We start from the raw sequence: 26409 nt of genomic DNA, 5'->3' as shown, positions 1-26409 counted from the left end.
CACGGTTTCAGGGGGTGACATTTTCTCAGGCCACTTTAACGATCTTAAGGGGTGACATTTTCTCAGGCCAAATTAGCGTGTTCTAAGGTGACATTTTCACTGGCCGTTGACAGGAATCCCGGAAAATTGCAGGGCTGACGCGTGAAAAACAACTGCAAACCGCTATTTTCAGGAGTTTATTAGGAAAATAGCGCGGAAAAGTTTTTGCTTCAAATCCCTGAAAGCCCTGAAATACCTGACGTTTAAAAGGCGTGCGTCAGCCCTGGGAAAATTGCAGGGCTGACGCACGCCCCGTTCTTAAATCCGTCATGGAAAATCGGGATCTTGTCCCGCTAACGGGCGAAGACGCTAACGGGCGAAGATATGATTGCCGATAATGATCAGTTGGATCCGGCCCCATACCCACGGGTTTGGGTTCTTGCGCGGATTCCAGAAGTACAGCGCCCCGCCGGTCGGGTCCTCGCCGCTCGCCGCCGCCCGGGCGGCTTGCACGGAATCCTCGGTGGGAGTCCGGTTGATAAGCCCGTTTGCTACCACGCAGAAGGCGCGCGGCTGGTAAATGACCCCCCGCACCGAGTCCGGAAACTTGTCGTGCTTCATCCGGTTCAGGACGACCGCGCCCACGGCCACCTTACCCTTGTACGGTTCGTTGGCGGCCTCGCCTTCGATCACGTGAGCGATCAAGCGGATTTCCCCGTCTGTAAACCCGTGATCTAAAGCCTCTTTGTCAGCGGCTTCTTTCGCGACGACGCCGGGTGGCGGTGATTCCGCGCCGGCCGGGCGGCCGCCGGTCAGTCCCAGAGCGAGAGAAAACAGGACCATAATCAGCGTGTACGCCCCGATTGCCGCCGGAACCTGTTTTTGTCCAAAGGCACGCAAATAGTCAACAACCACCACGTTACCACTCCCTTTCAGTGTTAAACGGGGTACTGTGAAGTATATAAGCGATGTTTCGGCTGGTCAATGGCACGGGGTGGCAGGCAAGCGCCGTGGAAAGAGGTCCCATGGCTGAAAAGCCTGGAAGATCACAGGCATACCTTGCTGGGCGCTTCTTCCAGTCGGTGTTCCTGGTAATTTCGGGAAGCGCAAAAAAGCGCCGGTTGAACACTGAATCAGGCCGGCCGCTTTTTCAAAACCAAGATCCTGGATCCCTGGTCTTTTTCCCTTGACCGGGCGGATCAGGCCGTTTGCCCGTCCTGAGGCTGGTTTTTCCCGGTTCTGCCCGTCAGATCCTGGGCATAATCGCTTGACACCAGGTAGAGGTTGACCCACAGAACGTGTTCATTCGGTTTTCCGGACAACTCGGCGGACAGGTCGCGAAACCTCTTCCCGACCCGGTCCTTGAAGGCCGAGAAATCGGTGAGCAGTTCAATGATGTCCCGGTGGTTGTAGGTCACTCCTTCGCGCAAATGCCTGGCCATGAATTCCACCTCCAAACCATATTATAACGCGAACACCAGATATTGTTAATACCCGGGCTCAAAATAATAGGCCGTTTATTCAAACGGCCTATCAGGGGTGCTTATGTCCAGCTGCTGACCTGCGGCGTGGTGTTTACCGGAATTCAGATTTGGCCGCTCGCCGCCGGATTCAGATAATTGGAAGGCGCGGTCCAGTAGCTGCCCACGTTCGTCGGGTTCTGCAGGTGGTTGGCGCCGGTCCGGTAGCCGGACTGCAAGGCGGTGTAATTGCCCAAATTGCCGATATTTCCGATATTGCTCAGGTTACCCATGTTACTCATCATCGGGCTGAAAGCCTGGGCGCCGTACTGGTTCGCGCCGAAGTTGCCGATGTTCATGCCCGCACTGTACTGTCCCATGCCCAGGTTTTGGGCATACGCGCCGGTGCCGTACTGCGGCATATTGAACCCGCCGCCGAACTGAGCCGTACCGGTTTGCGCGGTGTAGGGCTGCTGCTGCGTGAACTGGGTGGTATAAGGCTGCTGGTATTGCTGGGTGAACTGACCGGTGTAGGGCTGTTGCTGGGTGAATTGGGCCCCGGCGGCCTGCATGCCGGCACCGTACTGCTGGGTGATCCCCGACACCTGGTTCAAGCTGTTGCTCAGGCTGCTGCAAATCTGCTGAATCCGCTGCAGCTGCTGGGAGGCGTTACTCTCCAGTTGCTGGAGCCGCCGCAGCTCCATCGCGTTGCTCTGCTCCTGCTGGGAAAGCTGGCTGGCCATCTGCAGGATGTTGTTCAGGTCCTGCCTGAGGTGGTTCAACTGCCACTGTAAGTTTTGAGCGTGGTGGGTCATGTGTTGAGTTGCCTCCTTGTGTAAGTGGGTTTTTCTTATTGTGTGCTTTATTACCAATTTCATTCCCGTATCATGCTGGGAAAACAGGGAAATCAAGGTCTTTTCGGGTTGTTGTAGTTTTCTAGGGGATTGTGGGTTTTATCCTTTGCGGGCAAAATTGGCGAAGGCCAGTGCCGCCGGGAAAAGAGGGCGGTCCTTGGCTGAAAGGAGACAGCGGGAGAAGTTCGACGTCCACTCGGCTCCGGACTGCACCAGACGGCTTGTTTCCAGTTCCGGTGCGGCCAGAGCGGCGGGAACGAACGCGAGACCGGTGCCGGCGGCGGCCAGGTTCCGGATGGCGCCCCAGTCCGGCACCTCCAGCGTTTTCGGCTGGAGGCCGTACTCCTGCAAGAAGGAACTGACCGCCTCCCGCACACCCGAACCGCACGGCGGCCAGAGGATGGTCTGTCGGCTCAAAGCGGCGTAATCGGGCGGGGGTTTTTTAGTCCAGGGGTGGTCCGGCGCCGAAACCAAGATCAGGGTGTCACCCAGCACAAATTCAATGTGCAGCCCGGGCCGGACGTCCGGGCCGGCCAGCGCCAGGTCCAGTGCCCCTTCGGCGAGCAGTTGCTGGACGCGCCTGCTTGGCGCCACCGTCAGCCGCACTTCGATTTTCGGATAGAACGCCTGAAACTGTTTTAACGTCGAACGGAGGGCGTGCCCGGCCGCGGAAGCGGCCAAACCCAGGCGCACCTGCCCCCGTTCGAGGTGGCGCAGCCCGTCCATCGTGCGCCGGGCTTCGGCGGCCAGGTGCACGATCTGGTCGGCGTATTCATAGAGGCTCCGGCCGGCGTCGGTGAACTGCACCCGGCGCCCCCGCCGGTCGAACAGGCGCAAACCCAGGACATCTTCCAAGTTTTTGACCTGGCGGGACACGGCCGGCTGGCTCAAGGCCAGTTCCTCAGCGGCGCGGGAGTAACTCAGGTGCCGGGCGACCGTGTGGAAGACACGCAGCTGGGACAGGGGAATATCGTCCATCATTAAGCCCCCTCATAACCATGAGTCCCCTCATAACCATTACACATAAAACATATGCAAACTATGCATTTGTCTAATACTAACTCCCGTGATACCCTGATGGCAACCACCTTTGAACGGAGAAACCGAACATGACGGTGAACTACCCGAACTTCCGGCTGACTTCCTACTCTCCGGGTTCCGGCTGAGCGTGCAAGATCGGGCATTCCGATCTGGCGCACTTGTTGCGCTGCCTGCCGCCCCTGGTTGATCCCCGCATCCTGGCCGGCCGGGAGGATGACGCCGCCGTCTACCGGGTGAGCCCGGAGCTGGCCCTGATCCAGACCGTGGACTACATCACCCCGGTGGTCGATGACCCGTACACCTTCGGTCAGGTGGCGGCCGCCAACGCTCTGAGCGACATTTACGCCATGGGCGGCCGTCCGGTGATCGCCCTCAATATCGTGGGGTTCCCCAGCCAGAGCATTCCCCTCGGGATTTTGGAAGAGATTCTGCGCGGCGGTGCCGACAAGGCGGCCGAGGCCGGTGTCGCCATCGCCGGGGGGCATTCCATCACCGATCACGCTCCCAAGTACGGCCTTTGTGTCACCGGCTTCGCCCATCCCGAACGCCTCGTGTTCCGGCGCGGGGCGCGGACCGGCGATTTCCTGGTCCTCACCAAGCCGCTCGGGACCGGCGTTATCGCCACCGGCATCGACCGGCGGCTGGTGGACGCCGGCCTGGAGACCCTGGCGGTGCGTCACATGACCGCGCTCAACCGGGAGGCGGCCGAAGTCATGCTGCGGGTCGGTGTGCACGCCTGTACGGACGTGACTGGGTTCGGGCTTCTCGGGCACCTGTGGGAAATGGCGGCGGCGAGCGGGGTGGGGGTTGAGGTGGAGGCTTCCCGGGTACCGGTGATTCCCAGAGTTTTGGAGTTGGTGCGGGCCGGGGCGGTGGCCGGCGGGGTCCACGGCAACTACCGCTTTGCCCGTGAGCGCTACCGGTGGGCGCCGGCGCTCCCCGAGGAAACGCGGCTGGTCCTGTGCGACCCCCAGACTTCCGGCGGGCTGCTGATGGCGGTGGGGCCGGAGAAAACGGAGGCGCTTTTGGCCGCCTTGCGCGGCGCTGCGGGGGCCGGGGAATCAGCCGTGATCGGCAGAGTGGTGGACGATCCCGGCTCGTTCGAGGTGCTTTCCTAAAAGACAACCATGCCGCTCTAGCGGCACCAGCGGAAGGATGAAAATACCCCTCACCCTGACCCTCTCCCAGAGGGAGAGGGGATTTTCAGGGTAGTCCCTCACGACGATTCATCGTCGCTCAGTCTGCGGAGAAGTCGTGGTGTAACAAGGGAGGAAGCGGAATGATGGCTCCCGGTGGCCGCGAGCGTGAGGACATATTTCTGGAGGTAGGTTTGGGCCTTTGTCCGGAGTGCCGGAGGCTGGTGCACGCCGACGTCCTGGTCCGGGGGCGGCGGGTTTACCTGCGCAAGTGGTGCCCCGAGCACGGCCACTCCGAGGCGCTGGCGTCGAGCGACATCGATCACTACCGGTACAGCCTGAAATACAACAAACCCGGTACCCTCCCCCGCCGCTTCCATAGTCGGGTTGAGCAGGGCTGCCCGCAGGACTGCGGCCTTTGCCCCGACCACCAGCAGCATACCTGCCTGGCAATCATCGACGTGACGCAGGCGTGCGACTTGAAGTGCCCGGCCTGTCTGGCCGACGCCGGGGGGTCCGGCTTTTTGACCGTCGAGCAGGTGGGCCGGATGCTGGACGTCTACCGGGAGAGCGAGGGCAACCCGGACGTGCTCCAGTTCAGCGGCGGTGAGCCGGCGCTGCACCCGCAGCTCTTCGAGCTGTTGGCGATGGCCCGGGACAAAGGCATCCGGCTGGTGCAGCTGAACACCAACGGGCTGCGCATCGCCCGGGACGACGCCTTCCTGGCGCGTCTGGCCGAGTTTGGGCCGTCGGTTTACCTGCAGTTCGACGGGCTGTCGGCGGACGTCTACCGGCGGATCCGGGGGGCCGACCTTTTGGCCGACAAGCTCCGGGCCGTGGAGCGCTTGAGTGCCCGCGGCATTCCGATCGTCCTTTCGGCCACCGTGGTCCGGGGGGTGAACGACGGTGAACTGGGCGGCTTGATGCGCTTTGCGCTGCAAAACGTGCGCATCCGCGGCCTGATGTTCCAGCCGGTGGCCCAGGTCGGGCGCCACCGGCTCGAGTTTGACCCGCTGGACCGGGTTACTCTCCCCGATATTCTTGACGGTTTGGAGCGGCAGACCGGGGGTGAGCTGACCCGGGCCGATTTCGTGCCGGTCCCCTGCCCCTACCCGACCTGCTTCGCCTTGACTTACGTGTATACCGGGGGCGAGCGGCTGACCACGGCGCCCCGGCTGGTGAACGTGGACGACTACCTGGACTACTTCAAGAACCGGATCATTACCGACCTTTCGCCCCTGACCCAGACTTCCCTGGAAGGACTCTGGTCGGCCGGGGCCGTGCCCGGGACGGACGAGTCCCTGAAAAGCCTGGCCTCCTGCTGTGGGATTTCGCTGGAGGACCTCGAAGGGCTCCGCGACCGGATCACCATGATCGGGGTGCACGCCTTTATGGACATCCACAACTTCGAACTGAAGCGGGCGCGCAAGTGCTGCGTCCACCAGCTCCTGCCGGACGGCGGGCTGGTGCCCTTTTGTGTGTACAACGTGTTGAAGCGAGGTGGTTAACGGGTGAGTGAAAATGTCAAGTGTGCCTGCGTTGATTTCTACCAAAACGACGTCGTCCGCCTGCTCCTGGGACGGAGTTTTCACCCCGGAGGGCTTGACCTGACCCGGCGGCTGGGGGAGGCGCTGGGCCTGGGGCCGGGGGATTTCTTGCTCGATGCGGCCTGCGGTGCGGGTGCCAGCGCCGTGTTTCTGGCGGGCGTTTTCGGCTGCCGGGTGTTGGGGGTGGACCTGGGCGCGGAGAACCTGGAACAGGCGCGCCGGCACGCAGCCGAGGCGGGGCTGGCCGACCGGGTGGAATTCCGGCAGGGCGACGCTGAGCGCCTGCCCCTGGAGGACGGCGCCTGCACGGCGGTGATTTCCGAGTGCTCCTTCTGCCTCTTTCCGGACAAGGAGGCGGCGGCCCGGGAGATGTTCCGGGTGCTTGCCGCCGGGGGGCGCGTCGGGCTGACCGACATGGTGGTGGACCGGGACCGGCTGCCCGAAGAAATGAGGGGGCTTTTATTCCGGGCGGCCTGCGTCGCCGACGCCCTCACCGCGGGCGGCTACCAGGCGGTGCTGGCCCGGGCCGGGTTCACCGGCCTGACCGCAACGGCGCATCCGGAGGCACTGCTCGCCCTGGCCGGCCAAATCCGGCAGCGGCTGCTCCTCGCCGAACTGGCCCGGGCCGTGGGCAAGCTCGACTTGAAAGGCCTGGACCTCAAACGCGGCAAGGAACTCCTGGCCCAGGCCGAGGAGCTGGTGCGCGGCGGGGTGTTGGGCTATGTCCTGATCACCGGGCGCAAAACCTAGGAGACCGCTGCAAAACTGCGCCTGGCTTTGTCAGGCTCGCCGTCCGGTGCTCACGTACCACCCAGTACGCTCCGCGCCGTCCGGCTTCGCCGCATCAAGCCATGCTTGTTTTTCGCGGCCTCTAGGAGACCGCCGTAATGCGGCGCTTAGCCGCCGGTGGGCCGAGGATGGTGTTGAAGAGATGAGTTCCACGAGGAAAATCGCGCGCGCGAAAATAGTGAGCGCGATCGCCCTGGCCTGGCTGGCCTCCAGTTTCTTCTACCCGATCTACGTCGAAGTGGGCGGGTCGGTGGTGAAACTGAACGGCAGCCCGGAATTGTACCTGATTCCGGCCTTCGCCGTCTGGCGGCTCGCGACCGAGCCCGACGCCTACCAGCGGATGCGGGTCAAGGTGATGGTGGGGCTGTTTTTCCTGTATTGGGTCTTCATTCCGATGTTCTACCCGCGCATGCCGCTTCTCGACGGCACCGGGGCCGAGTTCACCTTGAGCGTCCACATGGTCGGCGCCCTGCCCTTTTTCATCCTTTTCATAATGGTGGCCCTGGTCGGCAAGCGCGTGGACTGCGGTTGGAACTGCCCCTGCGTGTTCAGCCGTGAAACGGTGGGCTTCGCTTTCCGGGACGCCACGTTGAAAGGTGAATTCTGGTGGCGCCTGCGCCACCTTAAATGGATTCCTTTCGTAATCGTCTGGGCCTACTTCGTCTACATACTGGTCAATCCGGCCGAGGCTTATGAGCGCTACGGCCGGACGATCTACGACCTGATCCTGGTGGGCTATTACGCCAGCTTTCTGATTATCCCGTTCACCGGGCACCGCAGCTTCTGCCGCTGGGCCTGTCCGTGGGCGGCCACCTGGGGCGTGCTCAACGTGGCCGGCTTCTATAAGATCAAGGCCGACGCCGGCCGGTGCCGGGAGTGCGGTTTGTGTGAACAGAACTGCGACATGGGTGTGCCGGTCCGCAGGCTGATTCGGGAGAAGGGGGTGCTGCGCACGGCGGAATGCATGGGTTGCGGCCGGTGCGTAAACGCCTGCCCGCAGGGGGTGCTCAGTTTCCACGATGTCCGGGACACCATCCGCGGGTACAACCTGGGGTCGCGGGAGCGGCTGGTCCGGATGGCCGGCGGGCTCACCGTGGCCGGCCTGATCTTCCTGGAACCGGATTCGCCGTGGGGCTGGGTGGGCCTGGCCTTTTTCGCCACCGGGCTCTTCGGCTTCTGCCCCACGTACATCGCGGTCGGGGCCGCGGCCCGGAAGGCGCGCGGGATGTTCTTTCGCCAGTAGGAAAAAGGGGGACCGTGGAAAAAGGGGACTGTCCCCTTTTCTCCCCGGGGACTGTCCCCTTTTCCCGGACCAAACTTAACCCGGCCCGGTGGCGGCCTGATCGGGTTTGGCGGATACCTTAGAAAACAGGGGACTGAAAATAGGGGACTGTCCCCATTTTTGCAGGGAGGGATATGGGATGGTGCGTATCACCGTGTACTCGAACCGGCCGGCGGGTCTCCGCTGAAGGGGACTCTGTGCCTTGGCCGGTCAGGTCAAGGAGAAGTTCGAGACCCAGGTGGAGGTCGAAACCGTCTATAAGGGGTTTATGATGCTGGGCGGCGGGGACCTGCCCAAGCCCCCGAACATCGCCGTTGACGGGGAACTCCTGGGCGGCCAGGTCACTCTGGAACAGCTCGAGGAAGCGGTGCACCGGAGACTGGGCGGAGCCTGAAAGCACGTCATCAATGAAGCCGGGACGCGTGCCTCCGGGAGGCCGAGTCACGGCCGGAGTTCCGAGACCCGCGTGAAAAATTTTGTCACCAAAAGATCTTCGGAAATCCTCCGCCGTTTCTGGAGGGTGTTCCGAGACCCGCGTGCGAAATTTATTGCCTAAAGGGACTGGACGCACCGTCATCACCCAGGACTGGCGCATGCTTTAAAAACGCAAGTATATCAATGCTTACGAGGATCGTAGAAGGAAAACTTTTCGTGCTATTTTTATCAAGAAATTGCAAAGCACAAGGGTTTGTGAGCATTTTCGTGCGTCAGCTTTGGTTATCACGGGTCGTCTTTGCGCACCCGGGCCAGGTAAGCGCCCCCGGTGGGCTGGACCACCAGGTTTTTCACCGTTGGGTGGTGCGCCGCTGTTTCGAGCCGGTGGTTCAAGAATACCCACGGCGCGTCGGCGGCGATAAGCTCCTGAGCTTGGCGGTAAAGGCGTTCGCGCAGCGCCGCGTCGGTTACCTGCTGGGCCCGGCCGAGCAGCATGTCGACGTGCGGGTTTGAGTAGCGCGCCGCGTTGGTCCCGGCTTGAATCTGAGCACTGGCCAGCAGGGTGTAGAGGAAGTTGTCCGGGTCCCCGTTGTCCCCGACCCAGCCGAACACGAAGGCGTGCCCCTCCTGGCGGTGGATGGCGAGCTTGCAGATCTCCCACGGGTAGGCTTCCACCCGCACCTTGAAACCGGCCTGGGCGAGTTGTTCCGCCAGGAGGCGGGCCAATTTCTCCCCGCCCGCCGGGTTGTAGGGGCGCCGGTCCTGGTAGGTGATCAGCGTGATTTCCTCGCCGTTGTAGCCCTCTTTGTCCAGGAGCCGCCGGGCTTCGTCAAGGTTGTAGGCGTCTCGGTCCAGGGTGGGGTGATGGCCCAGGGTGCCGGGGGGCAGGGGCCCGGCGGCGGGCACGGCCCGGTCCGGAAAGAGGTAGTCCACGATGGCCTGCTGGTTTATCGCCAGGCTTGCCGCCCTCCGTACGTTCGGATTGTCAAACGGTTTTTTGTTGGTATAAAATGCTAGGTAACTCAGGTCCAATCCGGTTACCTGAGCGATGACCAGGCTGTCCGGGCCCCCGGCCGGCAGGGCGGCCCCGGTGTCTTCGGCCACGTCCACCCGGCCTTGGGCGAGTGCCCGCCATCGCTCGTCCGCATCCGGAATGGCCACGAACAGGACTTCCTTCATCTGCGGCGGCCCTTCCCGGTAGGCAGCGTTGGCCTTTATGGTGATCCGGGCCGATTCGATGGCGGCCGGCACGTAAGGGCCGGTGCCGATGGGCAGGCCATGGTCGAGGGAAGGGCGGACGACCGCCGCCGGGAGCATGGCCAGATTTCCGAGAAACGGGGCGTACGGGTGCTTCAGGTGGAAAATGACCATATGGCGGCCCTTGGTTTCCACTCGGGTCACGGGCCCGTATATAAAGGAAGCGTACGGTCCGGCGGTCTCGGGGTTGAGCTGCCGTTCCACGGCGTCTTTTACGGCGGCGGCGTCCAGCAGGGTGCCGTCGGCGAAAGTGGTGTCTTCCTGGAGAAAAAAGGTCCAGGTCCGGGCGTCGGGCGACACGTTCCAGTCCCGGGCCAGCGCGGGTTCAATTCCGGTCCCCCCTGGTTCGAAGCGCACCAAGCCCTCGTAGAGGTTGAGCAGCACGGCCGCCCCCGATTCGTCCGTAACGGCCGTGGGGTCCAGGGTGGCCGGGAACCGGGCCAGGGCGTAAGTCAGCCGGTCCTTTTTGGCGTTGTCCTCGAGTCGGCCGGCCAGGATGAACATGGCGGCCAGGATGAAACCCAGTCCCAGCAGGGCAAGCAGGCGTCGGCGCATGGCACACCTCCGTCGGCGTACTGGTCAAGATTTTGCTGCAGAAGTCGCAGGGTGCGCGCCGGGGCATCGGCGGAGGTCGCATTGGCATCTAACATATAGACAGCCGTACCGCATGCGGCATCACTTAGGATGAAAATCACCTAAACCGCCGCTCTGTATTTTCGGAGCAGTTCACTTCTTGGTGCGGACGGAGTGCCCCTTTAAGATAATGCCCCGGGTAAGCACACCCCCCTATGGTTGTTTCTTCAACGGAATATAGTCTGAGGTTAGTTCGGCGGCCTGGCAGGAAAATCCTGCCATAAATATAAAAATCAAACTCGGGTCATTGCTAACCCGGGAGGGGGAGGTTTCGTAAAGTGGAAGCCAGATTTGGTACGGCCGGCAACGGGGAGGCCTTCTACATGGCGGGCTACAAGTCGTCGCTGGAGGCGCCGGCCTGGCTCCGCGGCCTCGGCCTTTCAGCCTATGAGTACCAGTGTGTGCGCGGGGTCAATATCAGCGAGCGCACCGCCCGCGCGCTCGGCGAAAGGGCGGCTGAAAACGGCATCGCGCTCAGCATTCACGCGCCCTACTACATCAACCTGGCCGGCGAGGATCCGGTCCTGTTGGCCAAGAGCAAGAACCACCTGCTGAAATCGATGCGGGCGGCGCACTGGATGGGTGCCACCCGGGTGGTGTTTCACCCGGGGAGTGTGAAAGGCAGCCGAGAGGGCGCGCTGCGGCGGACTCAAGCCGCCCTCGAGGCGACACTGGACGAGGCGGCCCGCGAGGGGCTGGAAGGCGTTTGCGTCCTGCCGGAGACACTGGGGCGGTACAGCTACCTGGGCCTGCTGGGCGAGGTTCTGGAATTGTGCCGGGTGGCCCCGAACGTAATCCCCTGTGTCGACTTCGGGCACGTGCACGCCGTCACGGGCGGGCTGATGACGGACCGGGAGGCCTACGCGGCGGTGCTGGACCGGGTGGAGGCCGCGGTGGGCAAAGACGTGCTGCGCACGCTGCACATCCACTTCAGCCCGGTGGAGTTTACGAAAAAGGGGGAGCGGCGGCACCGCACCCTGGCGGACGCGGGTTTTGGTCCCGATTTCCGGCCCCTGGCCGAATTGATGGTGGAAAGGGAACTTACCCCAACCATCATCTGTGAGTCCAACGGTACCCAGTCCGAAGACGCCTGCGCCTACCGGGACATCTACCGGGAAGCACTAAGAAGGCAGAGAATGTAGAATTCAGAATTCAGAATCCAGGAGACAGGAGTCAGGAAGCGAGGGGGACAGGCACCTCTTCCCGAAGAACAGTTTGCACTTGCTGATGAAAGGCCGGCCGCCAGGAAAAGGAGCCAGTCCCCATCCTGCGGGTTTCGCCGGAAACAGCATTCCTCAACAAGAATTCCCGGCGGTTCTCAGCGGGGATGGTTTTCTTTTCCCGCCGGATTCTATATAATTATTCTCGTTGTGATTGCCCTATCTAAGTTGTGATTGCCCTATCTAATCTTGAGGAGAGAAGTGCATGCTGCCGACACCCACCAGGTACTTTGTTACCGCGGCCTGTGCCGAAGGGTCCACCGCCCTGAACGCTTTCGACAACGCGCTTCTGGCGGCCCGTATCGGCAACGTTAATTTGGTGCGCTTATCCAGCATTCTGCCGCCGAACGCCGTTTACGACTCCAATTTACAATTGCCCCCGGGCGCGCTGGTACCGACCGCCTACGGTTCCATCGTGTGCGACGTCGAGGGAGAGCTGATCGCCGCCGCCGCCGGGGTGATCGTCTCTCCGGACAGCATCGGCGTGATCATGGAATTCGGTGGCAAGTGCAGCCGCCAAGAGGCCCACGACATCGTCAGCAAGATGCTGGACGAAGCCTTTGCCCGGCGCGGGCTGACCGTGAAAGAAAAGAGAATCGCCGCCGTGGAGCACCGTGTGGAACGGGTGGGGTGCTGTCTGGCGGCTGTCCCGCTGTGGTACTGACAATGACTGTCTTCAAGGGAGTCGCTCACGACGATTCCTCGTCGCTCATACGGGGATGAAAATCCAAGATTCTATTTTTGGGGGGGAATCAGATTTGCATCTGTGGTTCACCGAAAAGCAAAATGACAACTTTGCCATCGGCTACCGGGTGAAGGAGACGCTCCACACAGAGACGACGCCGTTCCAGCACTTGGCGGTGTTGGATACCGTGCCCTTCGGGCGTACCCTGGTTCTGGACGGCATTGTGCAGACCTCGGTGGTGGACGAGTACGTCTACCACGAGATGATCACCCACGTTCCGCTGAACACCCACCCCGACCCGCGCCGGGTGCTGATCGTCGGCGGGGGTGACGGGGGCACCCTGCGCGAGGTGGCCAAGCACCCGGCGGTGGAAAAAGCCACCCTGGTCGAGATCGACGAGCGGGTGATCGCCGCCGCCAAGAAGTACCTGCCGGAACTCGCCTGCGGTTTCGATTCGCCCAAGGCCGAGGTCGTGATCGGGGACGGGATCAAGTACGTGGCGGAGCACAAAAACACCTTCGACCTGGTCATCGTCGACTCCACCGACCCGATCGGACCGGCGGTGGGTCTCTTCAGCCCGGAGTTCTACCGGTCGATTCACGACGCCTTGAGGGACGAGGGGCTGTTCGTGGCCCAGACCGAGTCGCCCTACTTCAACACGGACCTGATCCTCCGGATCTACCGGGACATCGCCGGGATCTTCCCGCTGGCCCGGACCTACTGGGCCTGCATCCCGACCTATCCCGGAGCCATGTGGAGCTTCACGATCGGCTCCAAGAAGCACGACCCCGCCCTGGTGGCGCCGGAGAAGATCCGGGAATACGGCACCCGTTACTACACGCCGGAGATACACCGCGCCGGTTTCGCCATGCCGCGCTTCCTGGCGGACCGCTTCCGTTAACGATGCGGGAGGTCGTCAAAGAACAGGACTTTCTGGCGGCCCGGTCTCCGTACGCCGAAGCGCGGGCGGTGATCGTCGGGGCTCCCCTGGACGCGACCGTGTCCTTCCGGCCGGGCACGCGGGGCGGGCCGGCGGCGATCCGGGCCATGTCCCACTGCCTGGAAGAATACAGCCTGGATCTTAAGCGCGACCTGCGCGAATTGGCCTTCCACGACCTGGGCGACGTCCTCCTGCCGCCCGGCGAGGTGGCCGCCGGCCTCGACCGCATTGAAACCGTCATCGCCCGGCTGCTCCACGATGGTAAAACCCCCCTCCTGCTCGGCGGCGAACACCTGGTGACCCTGCCCGCGGTCCGGGCGGCGGCCGCCCGGCACCCGGGACTGGTCGTCATTCAGTTCGACGCGCACGCCGACCTGCGCGACGACTACCTGGGAGCCGCCCTTTCCCACGCGACGGTGATGCGGCGCATCGGTGATTTCCTGGGCCGGCAAAACCTGTTTGGGTTCGGGATCCGGTCGGCGTGCGCGCCGGAGCTGGAAACGGCGCGGGAGAGCGGGGCCTTTTTCACCCACCGCGTGCTGCCGGGGCTGGTCGAGACGCTGTCCGCGCTGCGGGACCGCCCGGTCTACGTTTCGCTGGATATGGACGTCGTGGATCCGGCGTTCGCCCCCGGCGTGGGCACCCCCGAACCGGCCGGGGTAACGCCCCGGGAACTGCTGGACACCCTGGGACTCCTGCGGCAATTGCGCGTGATCGCCTGGGACGTGGTGGAGGTCAACCCCGCCGTCGACCCAGCGGGAATCACCGCCCTGCTGGCCGCCCGGGTGGTCCGCGACGCTCTTCTCGGGCTGGTTGAGGCGCACGCTTGAGGTTTTCTTCACAAATAGTCGGCGTTCCGGCAGGAACAAGGGATCGGATGGCGAATTACACGGTAGTGCTCATTCGCACGTATCCTTTTTCCGGGAGGGATGGCCCGTGGGCGTCCGGTTCCGTCTGTTCAAGGTCAACACCCCCCCTTGCCCCGCCTGCAAGTCCACCAACACGGCCAAGGGGCGCACGGTCAGGATTGCGGCCGGCCTGGGTCTGGCCATTATCGGCAGCCTGGTGGTCTACGTCGCCGGCTACATTTACCCCGTCGGACGCATCCTCATCCCGTTCCTGGTGGTGGCCGGCCTGATTATGGCCGTGATCCCGCCCCTCGCCAAATACTGCTGCCTGGACTGCGACGGCTACTGGAACGACGGGGACACCAAGGTCTGGCGCCCCCGGGACCCCGGGGTCTGAAAAGCCCGTGAGCAAGCCCCTCTTCGAGTTACGGTTCGGTTCAAACACGGACCCCGGAGAAACCGGGGCCTTTGCTTTCCCGTGCCGGGTTGTGCCGGCAATGCGGTGACAGTAGAGTACTGTTGAACGCAACGCGGTGGAGATGTACGAAGATAAAGGCTCCGGATAATCCGGAGCCTTTGGGATTTTCCCCGGTCGCCACCTATATTCTAGCCGGCGACCGACTTCTTGGCCCGCTCCCGTTGTACACCCAGAGCGAACTGGTAGAGGATGAACAGGCACAGCCCGGTGGCGGCGGTCATCATCAGAATTCCGGCCGCCGTGGTCCACGCGTAGACCTTCAAGAACTGCGCGTACCATTCCGGCCGGTTGAACACCTCAATGCACCAGTGGTACATCTTGTCCTTGGACTGGTAAATCGCCGGGAAGTCAACCTTCTTTAGACCCGCCTCCGCCAAGAGCGCTTCGAGTTCCTTCCTGTACGGCCGCGACAGGATGGAGGCGTACTGCCGGGTGGCCACCGAAGTGAAGGCGAAGATAACGGCGATCCCGAAGACCAAGCGGATGACCAGGCCGTACACGTACTTGGTGGTGATGGTGCCGAACTGGGCGCCGATGGCCGCGCCGACCAGCATGATCACAGCCGCGATCAGCTCGACCCCGCCCTTAAGGCTGTAGGTCAGGGTGCCGTACGCGCCGGAGAACGCCACCTCGAAGAGGTCGGTACCGACGGCGATCTTGGTCGGGAAGCCCACCAGGTAGATCAACGCGGGCACGCGGATCAGGCCGCCGCCGATGCCGAGGATGCCGGCCACCACGCCCACGACCCAGCCCACGAAGATGATCGACCAGATGGAGAAGGAGGTCTTGCTCACCTTGCAGTAGAAGCGGGGGGCGACGTCCAGAGTCTGGTGAATCCAGCGGGACCAGGGAGTGCCGACCACGTCCTTGATTTCCGCTCCTGCTTCCTTCTCCTTTTTCTTCTCCCGGGCATACTCGGTCAGGATGAAGACGGCCAGGAACGCCAGCAGTCCCATGTACATATAACGCACCACGTCTCCGGCCATACCGATCTGGGTAAGCCAGAAGAGGAACTGGGCGCCGACTTCAATGCCGGAAAATGTACCGAGCAGCATCACCAGAGCCACCATCGGGCTGACATGACCGAATTTCCAGTGCCGGAAGGTGGCCACGATCGACTTGCCCATGATGTGCGCCATGTCGGTGCCGACCGCGTAGATCATCGGGAAACCGAAAATGTTGAGGGCCGGGGTGACCAGCCAAGCGCCCCCGAGCCCGAAATAGCCGCCGACCACACCCACGGTGAAGCCGATCAGCAAAAGCGGCCACCAAGGCATTGTAACCCCACTTACGGGCATATACATTTCCACCGCGTTTCACCTCCGCTTTTATTAAACCTACAATATTACCCACTCATGACATTGCAGAGCGGTCACCAGAACGGAAAATTAGGTCTTGAGAAACCTCCCGGGGACTAGTGACCCTTGTCGCCTTTGATTTTGGCCAGTTCTTCCTCGCTGTACTCCTTCTTGTACTCACCAAGATCGATCTTAAGAATGCCCTTGATGACGAGGTCCGCAAGCCCGGCCAGCAGCAATCCCACTGCCGCCATGGTGATGATATTGACCACGGCGTACAACCACAGGTTATTCTGGCCCAGATAAGCGGTCCACGCAAAAAACTCCATCATACCGACGCTTCCCCCTTTCGTCTGCTGGAGGTTTAACCCCCGCCCGGCTTAAGTCCACCGGTGCCGATAATCCAAAACCAGTAACTAACGCTGGCGATGCAAAAACCGATTACGAAAATACGGACTATGGTCTGTACCATTCCGGGACACCTCCTCTTAGATTATGCGTTCACTTTCACATAAATCGGCCTGTTCCTTGACCTCACCCCCTGATCAAAGGTCTCGCTCAAGTGCAATATTTCACATTATTAATAGTGTAGAGCCCACCCGCACTGTTGTCAATAGTTGGTTGATATCTGAAAATTGCGAGTTTAAGGATGTCAAGGGCCGGTGTGTGTGCGTTATGCTTCCGTTGGGGACTTATGGTACACTGGTATCGGGCACTGCAGCGGAAAGCAAGGTGAGGAGGCGAAGAGATGTTTTTCAAGCGGTCCGGGTTCAAAAAGCACACGCTCAAGCGGGACGGTGAACCGGAACTCCAGTTCGCCGGCCGGTTGCTGGCCAGGGTGGATATCGGTATTTACGACAAGTTCCTGGGTGCCAAGCGGGCCCAAGAACAGATCGAGATATACACGACCAGCAGCGGGGAGTACGTGGTGGCCTTGTTCAAGAGATACGACTTCAACCGGGCCCTCGTCTGTCAATCGCCGGAGGCGGTCGCCGCCGTGCTGCGGGAGGAACCGGAACTCGGCCGGCTGAAGAAGCGGGCGCTCGAAGAGGCCGCCAAGAAGGATCCGTCTTTCGCGGCCCTGGCCGAAAGCTACCGGTGACGTTTTTGCCCGGGTTATCTCCTCAGGCGGGCCAGAGCAAGGCCGACCAGCGCGCCCAGGACCAGCACCAAGATGATGGGCACCAGGTCTATTTTTAGTACGAAAATGCCGTAGTAGAGCAGTATTGCCGTGAGAATCAGGGCGATTATCATCCGCGGGTTCATCCGATCACTCCTGTCCATCCACTAATAGTCTTGGCGCTTACTGGGACCAGGGGCGGACCCGCCTGGGCTCCGGCTCGTCGCCGGTGACTTCATACGGTTTGGCCGCCCATGCCGCTTGGTCGACCACCGTCTTTTGCCCGTAGGCCGCCGTCCGGTACATGTGGTACCTGGCCGTCCCCTCAAAGGGGTGCCTTTCCCTGACCAGGCCGTAGACCGCGCCGCCTTCTTTCCTGGTTCCGTAGACCACTGAACACTCACCTTTGACGACCACGGTCACCGGCCAGTACTCCCGGCCGTGCTGGTCGTTTTCGGCCTTCCCGATCTTCAGGACATAGACCTTGTCGACGGTTCCGTCTTCACCGTCGCGTACGCGGTACCCCGCGAAGTGAATGATCTGCACCGGCACCCGTTCCTTCAGCGAGGCCTCCACGGCCTGCTGCACTTGCTTCTCGGAGGGGCCTTGTTCGGCCTGGGTCCAGAGGAAATAGCCCCCGTAGGCGATAACTGTTAGAACGATCACGAGAAGCGCTCTTTGTATGTATTTCCACATTCAAAAATGCCTCCCCAGGTTAGTGTTGTGTCCCTCAAATGGCCGTTTCCGCGGCATTCAGCGCTGTTCTCGGCCGGGGCGGGGCACGACCCGCCGGCCGCCCCGCGCGTGCTGTGTGTAGTGATTACCCTGTCGGCCCTGAATGGTCGTCAACATATTTCGTCAGGTCGAACAACTGAAAAAGGTCCTCCTGGACACCGGTTCTCCGGGTCAGTTTTCGTTCTACCCGTCCGTGGGAGAAGCTCAGCACGATCTCACAGATATCGGACAGCTCCGCCTTCATTTCTACGTTATCCAGAGAGAGCCCCGCCTGCCGGACACGGTGCATCATCAGCTGCTGCACCAGGAGCGCCAGGACGCAGAGCAGGGTATACACCCGCACCTGCCCCTCGGTCCAATAGTGCGGGGGCCGGAAGGGCTGGGCCGCGGGGTCGTGGTAGCGCCGGAAATCCTCCTCCAAGCGGTCCTTTTCGAGATGGAATTCGAGCAACTCCCGGGTGCTTAAGCTGAGATTGTCGGAGAAGAGCATCGTCTTGCCCAAGGTGCGCAGTTTGTGCCGGTAGGCCTTCCGGTTCAGCCGGCAGTGCAGGACCTTGTGGCGTCTCCCCCCGACCTCGAGCTCAAAATAGCGGCCGTAGTCGCTGTCCTGAACAAGCTCACGGATCAGGCCCTCGATCTGGTCCTTGGGGAGGTGCTTGTTCTTGGCAAATAATGTCCGGACCTTGTCGTCCATTCTCTCTATTTCCCGGCGCAGTTCCCTTTTCTGACGGCGGTAAGCCCGCTCGTCGTAGACCACGGCCACCTGCACCGTGTCGGCGAACACCTGCGCCTCCGTACTGTAGACCGGCTTTCCGTCAATGGTTTCTTGGTACTTGGTGAGCGGCACCTTGCAGAGGGTGGGCCGGTTCGCCGGTTCCAGCCGCCCGGCGACCCAGGCGCGGCGCTGGTGGATCTTCTTCACGTTTTCCGGGGAGTTGTCTCCCCGGCTGACCATCGCGGTAAGCTCACCCTTGGGCCCGCCCAGGGCCGACAGCCGGTCGGCCAGCTCTTCCACGGCTCCGGTGAACAACCCCGGTTCCTGCGTTCGGCCGTAGAACAGCTTATGGAAGAGGGGCAGTTGGGCTTCCCTGGTCACCCCCAGGACCAGTCCCACCGGGCGTGGCAAGCCCCCGCGGGACAACCAGGGAAAGGCGTGGAGGCCGGTCATTTCGTATAGTACGGCATCCACGGCGACGTCGTACTTTTGGACGACCCGTTCCCAGATCTTCTGTTCGATCCGGGACACTCGTTCAGCGGTAAACGCGCAGTCCTGTTCGGCGGCCACGAGGTCGAAATTCTGCCAGAAGTTCTGACTGGTGAGCAGTCCGGGGTCGATATCCATGTGACGGGGCAGCGCCGTGCTCTCGAACCAGTCCCGCAAACCGCTGTGACCGGTGGCTGTGCAGAGCTTCTTCAGCACGCCGATCAGCATGTATCGGCCGGGTGTCAGCCCGTTCGGGGCCGGCGGCATCACCTCGTCGATCACTTGCGCGATGCCGGCCTCCCGGGCGATCTCCAGCGCGGCGCAGACCAGGCCGAATTCGAGCTTCGACAGGTCGTGCGGCAATTGCCCGGCGGTGCACTTCTTCAGCACTTCCTCCGCCGTGCCGAGGTATATGTCACGGGATTTTACCACGCTTTTTCCCGACCGCGGCCCCTTGCCCCGAGCCTCAGGGTCAACCTTGACCCGGAAAGTCTCGTGGTAGTAGTAGATGGGCCGGGGGCACCCCCCCGGCTGGCGCTTGACGATGCTGGCCAAAGGAACATCACCCCGCAAAACCATGGTCAAATGTTTCTTGTATCCATATTCACTACGAGCGGCGGATTTCCTGCCTGGGCTACTGTACACTACACTTAGATCAAGCGAGGTAAACCTGTAAGCCTTGACACATAAGGCGTGTAGCTATTTGCCGTCCTTTCTGGCATAAATTCCAATGACAAAAGTATTGACTTTCAGAAGGCATCTAATATAATAAACCCGAGGATAAGAGTTATTGTGAACGCAATAGCAATCACGCAAGAACCAGTTCGTTCAGCCGTACTTGGTACGCTCTTGGTCGACTGTATAATCGGGCAGGAATGTGAAGACAAGAACATTTTGGTCCGGTAAAAGAGAGTTGCCGGGAAGGCTTCCAGTTCCAGCAGCCCCGGCAGTGGTTGCGACAAACGGACTATCTTTAGGAGAGGAGGTGGGGATTCTTGGCGGCAGCGTTCTGGAAGTTTACGGTGGTCAGTGTCAGTGTGGTTTTTGTGGCCTACTGGGTCTGGTGCATTTTTACCGGTCAGGTGGTGGGCAAATAGCTTTTTGAAAGGAGACTTAAGACCATGCTCGAAGCCTTCTGGATCTGGACTACCGGCATGGCGGAGACCGCGCCGCTCCTCTTCGGATTGGTCGTGGTAGCCACTATGGCCTTGGTTGGACTGGCCTGCGCCCTCCTGGCGGACCTGTTGTTCGTTATCCTGCGGATTGACTTGGGAGCTTACAAAAAGGAGTACGAGGAAGGCGGGGGCCTGCACTAATCATTTTTGGTCTTAAACAAATGTTAATTAATTAGTGTACTTACTTAATCTGATTCGGTTGGGCAAACACATTTTTTAGTTTGCAAAAGTCGTGGAGCAATTTAAACCTTAATATTTCGGAGGTGTAGCCAGTGTACATGCCCATTTCGGGGGCGGAGATCTCCGTATGGCCCCTGGTGATGATCGGTTTTTGCGTAGGCGTCATCGGCGGTTACTTCGGCATCGGCGGTGCGTTCATGGTCACGCCGGCACTCAATATTTTCGGGTTCCCGATGGCGTTCGCCATCGGCACCGACATGGCGCACATCGCCGGCAAGTCGATTGTCGCCACTTTCCGCCACTGGCGTTTCGGACACGTGAGCATCATCATCGCCCTTCTAATGATTATCGGTACGTTCGCCGGGATTGAGGCGGGCGCTCAGACCATCAGGTGGTTGGACCGCCTGGGCATCACCGGACCCGTGGTGCGCTGGGTTTATATCGTCATCCTGGGCTTTTTGGCCATTTACATGTTCAGTGAGTACTTCAAGGCCATCAAAAAGGAACGGGAGACCGGCGTCAAGACCAAGGACGTTATAGGCACGCCCCTGTCCCGTTTCTTCCAGAAGGACGTCGCTGTGCCGCCGATCGTCACCTGCAAAGTGGCCGGCATCAGCATTTCCATCTGGGTGGTTATCTTCGTGGGCTGCCTGACCGGATACGTGGCCGGTTTCCTCGGGGTCGGCGGCGGCTTCCTGCGGGTGCCCGCGCTGCTGTACATCGTTGGCACGCCCACTAAAGTGGCCGTCGGCACCGACCTCTTCGAAGTCGCGATTTCCGGGGCTTACGGCGCCTTCACCTATGCGGCGAAGGGGGCGGTGGAACTGAAGGCCGCGGTGATCATGCTGCTCGGCGCGGCGTTCGGCGCCCAGTTCGGTACCCTGACCACCAAGTACGTGTACGGCCTCTTCATCCGGTTCCTTTTTGCGCTGACCATCGCGCTGGCCTGCTTATCGGTGGTCTTGCGCCAGATCGGATGGTTGTTTGAGCGCACCTACTTGTCCGCCTTGGAGGCGCACGCCATGGCGGCGGGTTATACCAAGGCCGCGGTTACGGCCCTCAAGACCGACAGGGAATATATGTACCAGATGCTCGTCACCGAGATGGGCCGGCCGGAGTGGTTCAGCGCCTTCACCAACTTCTACTGGTTGAGGTTGGCCAGCCAGTACCTGATGCTCGGCGCAGCGTTGGGCTTGAGCGCCTACATCCTGTACCTGTGCTTCAAGGGCATGGCCAAAGAGCGCCGCGAGAAGGCGTCGGCTTCGGCGGCCAAGTAGCCGGTTACCGAACAAGGCGGTTTTTTACGGTTCGGCGGGGGAGCGGCCGGCCTGAGCGGCGCTTCCCCCAGCCTCTATCAGCAGTTCAGGGCTTGTTTTTCGGGGCGGCCGACTTGAGGGGGAATACGCGTGAGTTCCATAAATCCGGTGGGTTCTTTGTTCACGTCGGCGGTGATGGGTTACTTGCGCCGGGGACTCCTGGCGCGGCCCGTGTGCCCGGACTGCGGTTCCAAGAACACGGCCACCGGCCGCTTGGTGAAACTGGGCGCCGGGTTCGGGGTGGGCATCGTCGGATCGATCCTCTGCTACCTGCTCGGCTTTTTCTACCCGCTGGGCCGGCTGATGATCCCCTTCCTGCTTTTCTTTGGTTTGCTGATGGCCGTCACCCCCAGCTTGGGCAAGTACTGTTGCATGGACTGTGACGCATACTGGAATCCGGAGACGCCGGAGACCATCTGGCGACCGCGGCCGCCTGGCATCTGATCCTAATTCTGCAAAACAGCATTGCCCCTTCATACCCACGACTTCCCCCGGGTTTCGGCCCGGGGACTTTTTTTTGCTCAAAAAACGCTTCAATGGACAATCACCTTCCTTCTGCCACCATTTTCGCGCCCCTTTTCGTCGATTGCGCCCCAATACGGCCCTTAATCAGGGCGATCTCTTTGTTGACCGCCGGGCAGGCCCGGAGATAGAGTGATAACGTGATAATCTAGCTATTTGTTTGCCTTGTGAAAGCAATATCAAATACATACCGTTGTATACGTTCTAATACCGGTGTTATGTGCGTATGTTCTGTCAATCATGTCAAAATGTGCTTGTCTCATTAAGATTTAATCGCCGGAAGGAAAAAGGCGCGCCGCATAGAACTCATAGGTGGTCTGATAAAGGCACCGGTCTTGAGTCGGGCTGACCGCGCCCGAGGGTCGTGGACGGGTATCCGATGCTTGATTTGGTTCCCCGGTGACGGTTGAGGCGGCTTGAACGGATGTTGACCGGCACCCGTCACTACCCATATTTCCGACCGGAGGTGATATGGCGGCACTTAATATCTGAAAGACCAACAACAAAGAGAAGTTACTCCCGGGAATCCTTGTTACCAAATTCTTAAGCTTAGGGAAGTGAGATCGTGGCCGCAGCGTTTTGGAAGTTCATGGTCGTGGGTGTGAGTGTTGCGTTTGTAGGCTACTGGGTCTGGTGCATTTTCACCGGTCAGGTAGTCGGGAAGTAGAACTGTAGAAAGGGGGACCAGTGATGCTGGAAAGCTTCTGGCTCTATACGACGGATCTGGCGACGGCCTCACCGCTGACCTTCGGCCTGATCACCGTCGTGACCATGGCCGGAGTCGGCCTGGCTTGTGCGATTCTGGCGGACCTTCTGTTTATGCTGTTGCGCATCGACCTCGGCAAATACTCCAAGGAGTACGAAGAAGGCGGCGGGCTTCATTAGTCAGATTCATTGCGACTGACTAATTGTTTTTTTAAGCACCTTACTTAGATAAAGTTAGGGAAAATTGGAGGGGTACAAAACTATGCACATGCCCATTTCCGGGGCGGAGATCTCGGTCTGGCCGTTAGTAATGATCGGTTTTTGCGTAGGCGTTATCGGCGGCTACTTCGGCATCGGCGGCGCCTTCATGGTCACGCCCGCCCTCAATATCTTCGGGTTCCCGATGGCGTACGCCATCGGCACCGACATGGCGCACGTGGCCGGCAAGTCGGTGGTGGCCACCTTCCGCCACTGGCGTTTCGGACACGTGAGCGTCATCATCGCCCTCCTGATGATCATCGGCACGTTTGCCGGGATCGAGGCGGGCGCCCAGATGATCAGATGGTTGACCCGCCTGGGCATCGCCGGACCCGTGGTGCGCTGGATCTATATCGTCATCCTGGGCTTTTTGGCCATCTACATGTTCAGCGAGTACTTCAAGGCCATCAAAAAGGAACGGGAAACCGGAGTCAAGTCGAAGGACATCGTCGGTACACCCCTGTCCCGCTTCTTCCAGAAGGACGTCGCTGTCCCGCCGATGATGCACTGCAAAGTCGCCAACATTACCATTTCCATCTGGGTGGTCATCTTCGTGGGCTGCCTGACCGGTTTCGTGGCCGGCGTCCTGGGCGTCGGCGGCGGCTTCCTGCGGGTGCCCGCGCTGATGTACATCATCGGCACGCCGACCAAGGTGGCCGTCGGTACAGACCTGTTCGAGGTTATGATTTCCGGTGCGTACGGCGCGTTCAGCTACTCGGCCAAGGGGGCCGTGGAACTGAAGGCCGCGGTGATCATGCTGCTCGGCGCGGCGTTCGGCGCCCAGTTCGGCACTCTGACCACCAAGTACGTGTACGGACTCTTCATCCGGTTCCTCTTCGCGCTGACCATCGCGCTGGCGTGCTTCTCGGTGATTTTGCGCCAGATCGCCTGGTTGTTTGAGCGCACGTACTGGTCGGCCCTGGAGGCGCACGCCCTGGCGGCGGGTTACGTCAAAGACGCTGTTCTGGCCCTCAAGTTCGATAGGGAACTCATGCACCAGATGCTGGTCACCGAGATGGGCCGGCCGGAGTGGTACAGCGCCTTCACCAGCTACTTCTGGCTGACCAAGGCCAGCCAGTACCTGATGCTCGGCTCGGCGCTGGGCTTGAGCCTCTACATCCTGTACCTGTGCTTCAAGGGTATGGCCAAGGAGCGCCGCGAGAAGGCGTCGGCTTCGGCGGCCAAGTAGCCGGTTACTGAATAAGGCGGGTTTTCTACGGTTCGGCGGGGGAGCGGCCGTCCGATTCGGTGCTTCCCCGCCCCTATCAGCAGTTCAGGGCTTGTTTTTCGGGGCGGCCGACTTGAGGGGGAATACGCGTGAATTCTATGAATCCCGTAGGTTCCGTGCTGGCGTCGGCGGTAATGGGCTATTTGCGCCGGGGGCTCTTGGCGCGGCCCGTGTGCCCGGACTGCGGTTCCAAGAATACGGCCACCGGCCGCTTGGTGAAACTGGGGGCCGGGTTCGGGGTGGGCATCGTCGGTTCCGTCCTCTGCTACCTGCTGGGGTTCTTTTACCCGCTGGGCCGGCTGATGATCCCCTTCCTGCTGCTGTTCGGGGTGCTGATGGCCGTCACCCCCAGCCTGGGCAAATACTGCTGCATGGACTGTGACGCGTACTGGAATCCGGAGACGCCGGAGACCATCTGGCGCCCGCGACCGCCGGGAATATAGCGGGTTTGCTGAATGTTGACTTTAGCCGTGGGTTTGTGTATACTTAGATTCGTCGGTGGAGCTGTGGTGTAGCCAGGTAAACATATCTGCCTGTCACGCAGAAGACCGCGGGTTCAAATCCCGTCAGCTCCGCCATCTACAATCGCCAAGGTAGCTCAGTTGGTAGAGCAGGGGACTGAAAATCCCCGTGCCGGCGGTTCGATTCCGTCCCTTGGCACCATCAAGGACAAAACATGCGGAAGTGGCTCAGTGGTAGAGCATCGCCTTGCCAAGGCGAGGGTCGTGGGTTCGAATCCCATCTTCCGCTCCAGAAGAAATAAACAGAAGCAGTCTGTTCGTATCTTTATTGAAACATCCTCTGAAGGGGCGTACGCCCGGATGAGGATGTTTCTCGTTCAGCGCCGTGTTTTGACGTGTGGGCCATTAGGAGATGCAGGAGCCGGGTGCGCGGCCGGCCGGTTAACCAAAAATTAAGGCCGGCTTAATCGTGTTTTAATCGTGCCTTAATGATGGCCGACTATCATTAGCGGTGAGAACCACTGTCTTTTGATGAGCGGTGATCAAATGCAGATCCTGGTGGTCGATGACGATCCGAAAATAAATGAGTTGATCCGGTACAGTCTGGAACGTTATCACTACAAGGTGATTACCGCTGCCGACGGCGTCGACGCGCTCGAACTGGCGCGCCGTTTGCGCCCCGACCTGATCATCCTGGACGTTATGCTCCCGGGCCTGGATGGCTATGAAATCTGCCGCGAGATCAGGCGCGACCCGAAGACGGCCGCTATCCCCATTGTAATGCTGAGCGCCAGGAGTCAGGAGATTGACAAGGTGCTGGCCTTTGAGTTAGGGGCGGACGACTACGTGACCAAGCCGTTCAGTCCCCGCGAATTGATCGCCCGGATAAAGGTGCACTGCCGGCGGGGGACCATCGCTGCCGAACCAGGGCCTTCGCCGGAGATCCGGGTCGGTGATCTGGCGGTGAACGTGGACCGGTTTGAGGTGTACCTGGCCGGCCGGGAAATCCGTCTGTCGCGCAAGGAGTTCAACTTGCTCCTGACGCTGATTTCCCATCCGGGCCGGGTCTTCACGCGGGACTGGCTCATGTCGGCGATCTGGGGCTACGACGATGCCGACGAAACACGGACGATCGACGTGCACATCCGCTATCTGCGCCGCAAGATCGAGCCCGATCCGGCCCGGCCGAAGTACATCGAAACCATCCGCGGGTTGGGTTACCGTTTTCGGAGTATCTCGGAAAAGGCGCCCGAACGCACCGACGGGCGGGGGTGACGCTCCTATGGTGTCTTACCGGCCCAAGATCGGCGCTTGTGGGGCATCCTGGCGCGGGAGTGATGCGTCTTTGTCCTCTCTTACCCGAAGTTGCCGACCAGGTAGTCCTCGGTGGTCTTTTCCCGCGGGTTGGTAAATACGTCGGCCGCCACTCCGTACTCGACCAGCCTGCCGTCGAGAAAGAACCCGAGGTGGTCCGAGATGCGCCGGGCCTGCCCCAGGGTGTCCCTGCCAGGATTATTTGTCAGTGATTGACGGGATAAGATGGCAGGGATAAGTAGTTGAGGGAGCGAAATGCAGAAATCAGGCCATAGACCTGGTTTTTTTATTTGTGGAGAGAAATAACCG

The 26409-nt window shown here is 60.8% G+C and carries 29 protein-coding genes and 3 tRNA genes; 21 read left to right on the top strand and 11 right to left on the bottom strand.

Annotated elements, in window-relative coordinates; translation table 11 throughout:
• Positions 1–348 precede the first annotated feature (348 nt).
• The 4 genes from AB1402_09695 to AB1402_09680 form a co-directional block, all read right to left on the bottom strand.
• On the bottom strand, positions 349–894 hold the full coding sequence (locus tag AB1402_09695) for a cell wall hydrolase (GenBank protein MEW6541866.1): 546 nt from the start codon (positions 892–894) through the stop codon (positions 349–351).
• Between the two features lie 284 nt (positions 895–1178).
• On the bottom strand, positions 1179–1421 hold the full coding sequence (locus tag AB1402_09690) for a hypothetical protein (GenBank protein MEW6541865.1): 243 nt from the start codon (positions 1419–1421) through the stop codon (positions 1179–1181).
• Positions 1422–1564: 143 nt separating this feature from the next.
• On the bottom strand, positions 1565–2254 hold the full coding sequence (locus AB1402_09685) for a hypothetical protein (protein ID MEW6541864.1): 690 nt from the start codon (positions 2252–2254) through the stop codon (positions 1565–1567).
• 138 nt (positions 2255–2392) lie between these two features.
• A complete protein-coding gene (locus tag AB1402_09680; GenBank protein ID MEW6541863.1) occupies positions 2393–3271 on the bottom strand; it encodes a LysR family transcriptional regulator in 879 nt (292 codons plus the stop codon).
• A 131-nt stretch (positions 3272–3402) separates the two neighbouring features.
• Between AB1402_09680 and selD the strand changes: the two genes are divergently transcribed.
• The 5 genes from selD (at position 3403) to AB1402_09655 (ending at position 8482) form a co-directional block, all read left to right on the top strand.
• Positions 3403–4452, top strand: a complete 1050-nt coding sequence (selD, locus tag AB1402_09675) for a selenide, water dikinase SelD (protein MEW6541862.1) — start codon at positions 3403–3405, stop codon at positions 4450–4452.
• A 161-nt stretch (positions 4453–4613) separates the two neighbouring features.
• Positions 4614–5978: a radical SAM protein gene (locus AB1402_09670; GenBank protein MEW6541861.1), complete on the top strand. Its 1365-nt coding sequence runs from the start codon at positions 4614–4616 to the stop codon at positions 5976–5978.
• Positions 5979–5981: 3 nt separating this feature from the next.
• Complete coding sequence (locus tag AB1402_09665) at positions 5982–6767, top strand: methyltransferase domain-containing protein (GenBank protein ID MEW6541860.1); 786 nt, start codon at positions 5982–5984, stop codon at positions 6765–6767.
• 181 nt (positions 6768–6948) lie between these two features.
• A complete protein-coding gene (locus AB1402_09660; protein MEW6541859.1) occupies positions 6949–8049 on the top strand; it encodes a YgaP-like transmembrane domain in 1101 nt (366 codons plus the stop codon).
• A 241-nt stretch (positions 8050–8290) separates the two neighbouring features.
• The gene (locus AB1402_09655; GenBank protein ID MEW6541858.1) at positions 8291–8482 is read left to right on the top strand and encodes a hypothetical protein; all 192 of its coding nucleotides are present in this window, start codon (positions 8291–8293) and stop codon (positions 8480–8482) included.
• 326 nt (positions 8483–8808) lie between these two features.
• Here the strand turns inward: AB1402_09655 and AB1402_09650 are convergent, their stop codons facing one another.
• Entirely contained in the window at positions 8809–10335 is a 1527-nt protein-coding gene (locus tag AB1402_09650) for an ABC transporter substrate-binding protein (protein ID MEW6541857.1), read from the bottom strand.
• Between the two features lie 356 nt (positions 10336–10691).
• Here AB1402_09650 and AB1402_09645 point away from each other — a divergent pair, with 356 nt between their 5' ends.
• The 5 genes from AB1402_09645 (at position 10692) to AB1402_09625 (ending at position 14503) form a co-directional block, all read left to right on the top strand.
• Positions 10692–11555, top strand: a complete 864-nt coding sequence (locus tag AB1402_09645) for a TIM barrel protein (GenBank protein ID MEW6541856.1) — start codon at positions 10692–10694, stop codon at positions 11553–11555.
• Positions 11556–11838: 283 nt separating this feature from the next.
• Positions 11839–12297 carry an arginine decarboxylase, pyruvoyl-dependent gene (locus AB1402_09640; GenBank protein ID MEW6541855.1) on the top strand — a complete coding sequence of 153 codons (459 nt, stop codon included), beginning with the start codon at positions 11839–11841 and terminating at the stop codon, positions 12295–12297.
• A gap of 94 nt (positions 12298–12391) precedes the next feature.
• Positions 12392–13219 carry a polyamine aminopropyltransferase gene (speE, locus tag AB1402_09635; GenBank protein MEW6541854.1) on the top strand — a complete coding sequence of 276 codons (828 nt, stop codon included), beginning with the start codon at positions 12392–12394 and terminating at the stop codon, positions 13217–13219.
• A 2-nt stretch (positions 13220–13221) separates the two neighbouring features.
• Positions 13222–14088, top strand: coding sequence for an agmatinase (gene speB / locus AB1402_09630; protein ID MEW6541853.1), 867 nt, complete (start codon positions 13222–13224; stop codon positions 14086–14088).
• A 106-nt stretch (positions 14089–14194) separates the two neighbouring features.
• Positions 14195–14503 carry a hypothetical protein gene (locus tag AB1402_09625; protein MEW6541852.1) on the top strand — a complete coding sequence of 103 codons (309 nt, stop codon included), beginning with the start codon at positions 14195–14197 and terminating at the stop codon, positions 14501–14503.
• 209 nt (positions 14504–14712) lie between these two features.
• On the opposite strand, the gene AB1402_09620 is transcribed toward AB1402_09625, so the two are convergent.
• Both AB1402_09620 and AB1402_09615 read right to left on the bottom strand, forming a co-directional pair.
• Positions 14713–15882 (bottom strand): sulfite exporter TauE/SafE family protein, encoded by a 1170-nt coding sequence (locus tag AB1402_09620; protein MEW6541851.1) that lies wholly within the window; start codon positions 15880–15882, stop codon positions 14713–14715.
• 116 nt (positions 15883–15998) lie between these two features.
• Entirely contained in the window at positions 15999–16214 is a 216-nt protein-coding gene (locus AB1402_09615; protein ID MEW6541850.1) for a hypothetical protein, read from the bottom strand.
• Between the two features lie 416 nt (positions 16215–16630).
• On the opposite strand from AB1402_09615, the gene AB1402_09610 reads away from it, so the two are divergent.
• Positions 16631–16984: a hypothetical protein gene (locus AB1402_09610; GenBank protein MEW6541849.1), complete on the top strand. Its 354-nt coding sequence runs from the start codon at positions 16631–16633 to the stop codon at positions 16982–16984.
• 14 nt (positions 16985–16998) lie between these two features.
• Here AB1402_09610 and AB1402_09605 read toward each other — a convergent pair whose 3' ends face one another.
• The 3 genes from AB1402_09605 to AB1402_09595 form a co-directional block, all read right to left on the bottom strand.
• A complete protein-coding gene (locus AB1402_09605) occupies positions 16999–17148 on the bottom strand; it encodes a hypothetical protein (GenBank protein MEW6541848.1) in 150 nt (49 codons plus the stop codon).
• Between the two features lie 37 nt (positions 17149–17185).
• The gene (locus AB1402_09600; GenBank protein MEW6541847.1) at positions 17186–17698 is read right to left on the bottom strand and encodes a hypothetical protein; all 513 of its coding nucleotides are present in this window, start codon (positions 17696–17698) and stop codon (positions 17186–17188) included.
• Between the two features lie 124 nt (positions 17699–17822).
• On the bottom strand, positions 17823–19496 hold the full coding sequence (locus AB1402_09595) for a hypothetical protein (protein ID MEW6541846.1): 1674 nt from the start codon (positions 19494–19496) through the stop codon (positions 17823–17825).
• A 566-nt stretch (positions 19497–20062) separates the two neighbouring features.
• Between AB1402_09595 and AB1402_09590 the strand changes: the two genes are divergently transcribed.
• The 10 genes from AB1402_09590 (at position 20063) to AB1402_09545 (ending at position 26061) form a co-directional block, all read left to right on the top strand.
• A complete protein-coding gene (locus AB1402_09590; protein ID MEW6541845.1) occupies positions 20063–20257 on the top strand; it encodes a hypothetical protein in 195 nt (64 codons plus the stop codon).
• 137 nt (positions 20258–20394) lie between these two features.
• Positions 20395–21573, top strand: a complete 1179-nt coding sequence (locus AB1402_09585) for a sulfite exporter TauE/SafE family protein (GenBank protein MEW6541844.1) — start codon at positions 20395–20397, stop codon at positions 21571–21573.
• A 129-nt stretch (positions 21574–21702) separates the two neighbouring features.
• The gene (locus tag AB1402_09580; protein MEW6541843.1) at positions 21703–22056 is read left to right on the top strand and encodes a hypothetical protein; all 354 of its coding nucleotides are present in this window, start codon (positions 21703–21705) and stop codon (positions 22054–22056) included.
• Positions 22057–22824: 768 nt separating this feature from the next.
• Positions 22825–23019: a hypothetical protein gene (locus AB1402_09575; GenBank protein ID MEW6541842.1), complete on the top strand. Its 195-nt coding sequence runs from the start codon at positions 22825–22827 to the stop codon at positions 23017–23019.
• Positions 23020–23101: 82 nt separating this feature from the next.
• A complete protein-coding gene (locus AB1402_09570; GenBank protein ID MEW6541841.1) occupies positions 23102–24286 on the top strand; it encodes a sulfite exporter TauE/SafE family protein in 1185 nt (394 codons plus the stop codon).
• A gap of 137 nt (positions 24287–24423) precedes the next feature.
• Positions 24424–24768 (top strand): hypothetical protein, encoded by a 345-nt coding sequence (locus AB1402_09565; protein MEW6541840.1) that lies wholly within the window; start codon positions 24424–24426, stop codon positions 24766–24768.
• Positions 24769–24825: 57 nt separating this feature from the next.
• A tRNA-Asp gene (locus AB1402_09560) sits at positions 24826–24903 on the top strand.
• A 9-nt stretch (positions 24904–24912) separates the two neighbouring features.
• Positions 24913–24988: transfer RNA gene (locus AB1402_09555), tRNA-Phe, on the top strand.
• Positions 24989–25003: 15 nt separating this feature from the next.
• Positions 25004–25078: transfer RNA gene (locus AB1402_09550), tRNA-Gly, on the top strand.
• Positions 25079–25332: 254 nt separating this feature from the next.
• Entirely contained in the window at positions 25333–26061 is a 729-nt protein-coding gene (locus tag AB1402_09545) for a response regulator transcription factor (protein ID MEW6541839.1), read from the top strand.
• Between the two features lie 80 nt (positions 26062–26141).
• On the opposite strand, the gene AB1402_09540 is transcribed toward AB1402_09545, so the two are convergent.
• Positions 26142–26409: hypothetical protein (locus tag AB1402_09540; GenBank protein MEW6541838.1), on the bottom strand; the 268-nt coding region annotated here is incomplete at its 5' end.

It is taken from the genome of Bacillota bacterium (assembly GCA_040757205.1).
Lineage (GTDB): Bacteria > Bacillota > Desulfotomaculia > Desulfotomaculales > Desulforudaceae > Desulforudis.
Note: the sequence above shows the minus strand (reverse complement) of the source record. Positions and strands in the feature narration are given on the sequence as shown.

Bases quoted from the DNA above. Each gene is read 5' to 3' on its own strand.
- AB1402_09610 (MEW6541849.1), top strand. From the start codon at position 16,631: ATGTTTTTCAAGCGGTCCGGGTTCAAAAAGCACACGCTCAAGCGGGAC.
- AB1402_09605 (MEW6541848.1), bottom strand. From the start codon at position 17,148: ATGAACCCGCGGATGATAATCGCCCTGATTCTCACGGCAATACTGCTC.
- AB1402_09590 (MEW6541845.1), top strand. From the start codon at position 20,063: ATGCTCGAAGCCTTCTGGATCTGGACTACCGGCATGGCGGAGACCGCG.
- AB1402_09670 (MEW6541861.1), top strand. From the start codon at position 4,614: ATGATGGCTCCCGGTGGCCGCGAGCGTGAGGACATATTTCTGGAGGTA.
- speB (MEW6541853.1), top strand. From the start codon at position 13,222: ATGCGGGAGGTCGTCAAAGAACAGGACTTTCTGGCGGCCCGGTCTCCG.
- AB1402_09570 (MEW6541841.1), top strand. From the start codon at position 23,102: ATGCACATGCCCATTTCCGGGGCGGAGATCTCGGTCTGGCCGTTAGTA.
- AB1402_09680 (MEW6541863.1), bottom strand. From the start codon at position 3,271: ATGGACGATATTCCCCTGTCCCAGCTGCGTGTCTTCCACACGGTCGCC.
- AB1402_09585 (MEW6541844.1), top strand. From the start codon at position 20,395: ATGCCCATTTCGGGGGCGGAGATCTCCGTATGGCCCCTGGTGATGATC.
- AB1402_09685 (MEW6541864.1), bottom strand. From the start codon at position 2,254: ATGACCCACCACGCTCAAAACTTACAGTGGCAGTTGAACCACCTCAGG.
- AB1402_09565 (MEW6541840.1), top strand. From the start codon at position 24,424: ATGAATCCCGTAGGTTCCGTGCTGGCGTCGGCGGTAATGGGCTATTTG.
- AB1402_09640 (MEW6541855.1), top strand. From the start codon at position 11,839: ATGCTGCCGACACCCACCAGGTACTTTGTTACCGCGGCCTGTGCCGAA.
- AB1402_09600 (MEW6541847.1), bottom strand. From the start codon at position 17,698: ATGTGGAAATACATACAAAGAGCGCTTCTCGTGATCGTTCTAACAGTT.
- AB1402_09615 (MEW6541850.1), bottom strand. From the start codon at position 16,214: ATGATGGAGTTTTTTGCGTGGACCGCTTATCTGGGCCAGAATAACCTG.
- AB1402_09620 (MEW6541851.1), bottom strand. From the start codon at position 15,882: ATGCCCGTAAGTGGGGTTACAATGCCTTGGTGGCCGCTTTTGCTGATC.
- AB1402_09650 (MEW6541857.1), bottom strand. From the start codon at position 10,335: ATGCGCCGACGCCTGCTTGCCCTGCTGGGACTGGGTTTCATCCTGGCC.
- AB1402_09575 (MEW6541842.1), top strand. From the start codon at position 22,825: ATGCTGGAAAGCTTCTGGCTCTATACGACGGATCTGGCGACGGCCTCA.
- AB1402_09660 (MEW6541859.1), top strand. From the start codon at position 6,949: ATGAGTTCCACGAGGAAAATCGCGCGCGCGAAAATAGTGAGCGCGATC.
- AB1402_09545 (MEW6541839.1), top strand. From the start codon at position 25,333: ATGCAGATCCTGGTGGTCGATGACGATCCGAAAATAAATGAGTTGATC.
- AB1402_09690 (MEW6541865.1), bottom strand. From the start codon at position 1,421: ATGGCCAGGCATTTGCGCGAAGGAGTGACCTACAACCACCGGGACATC.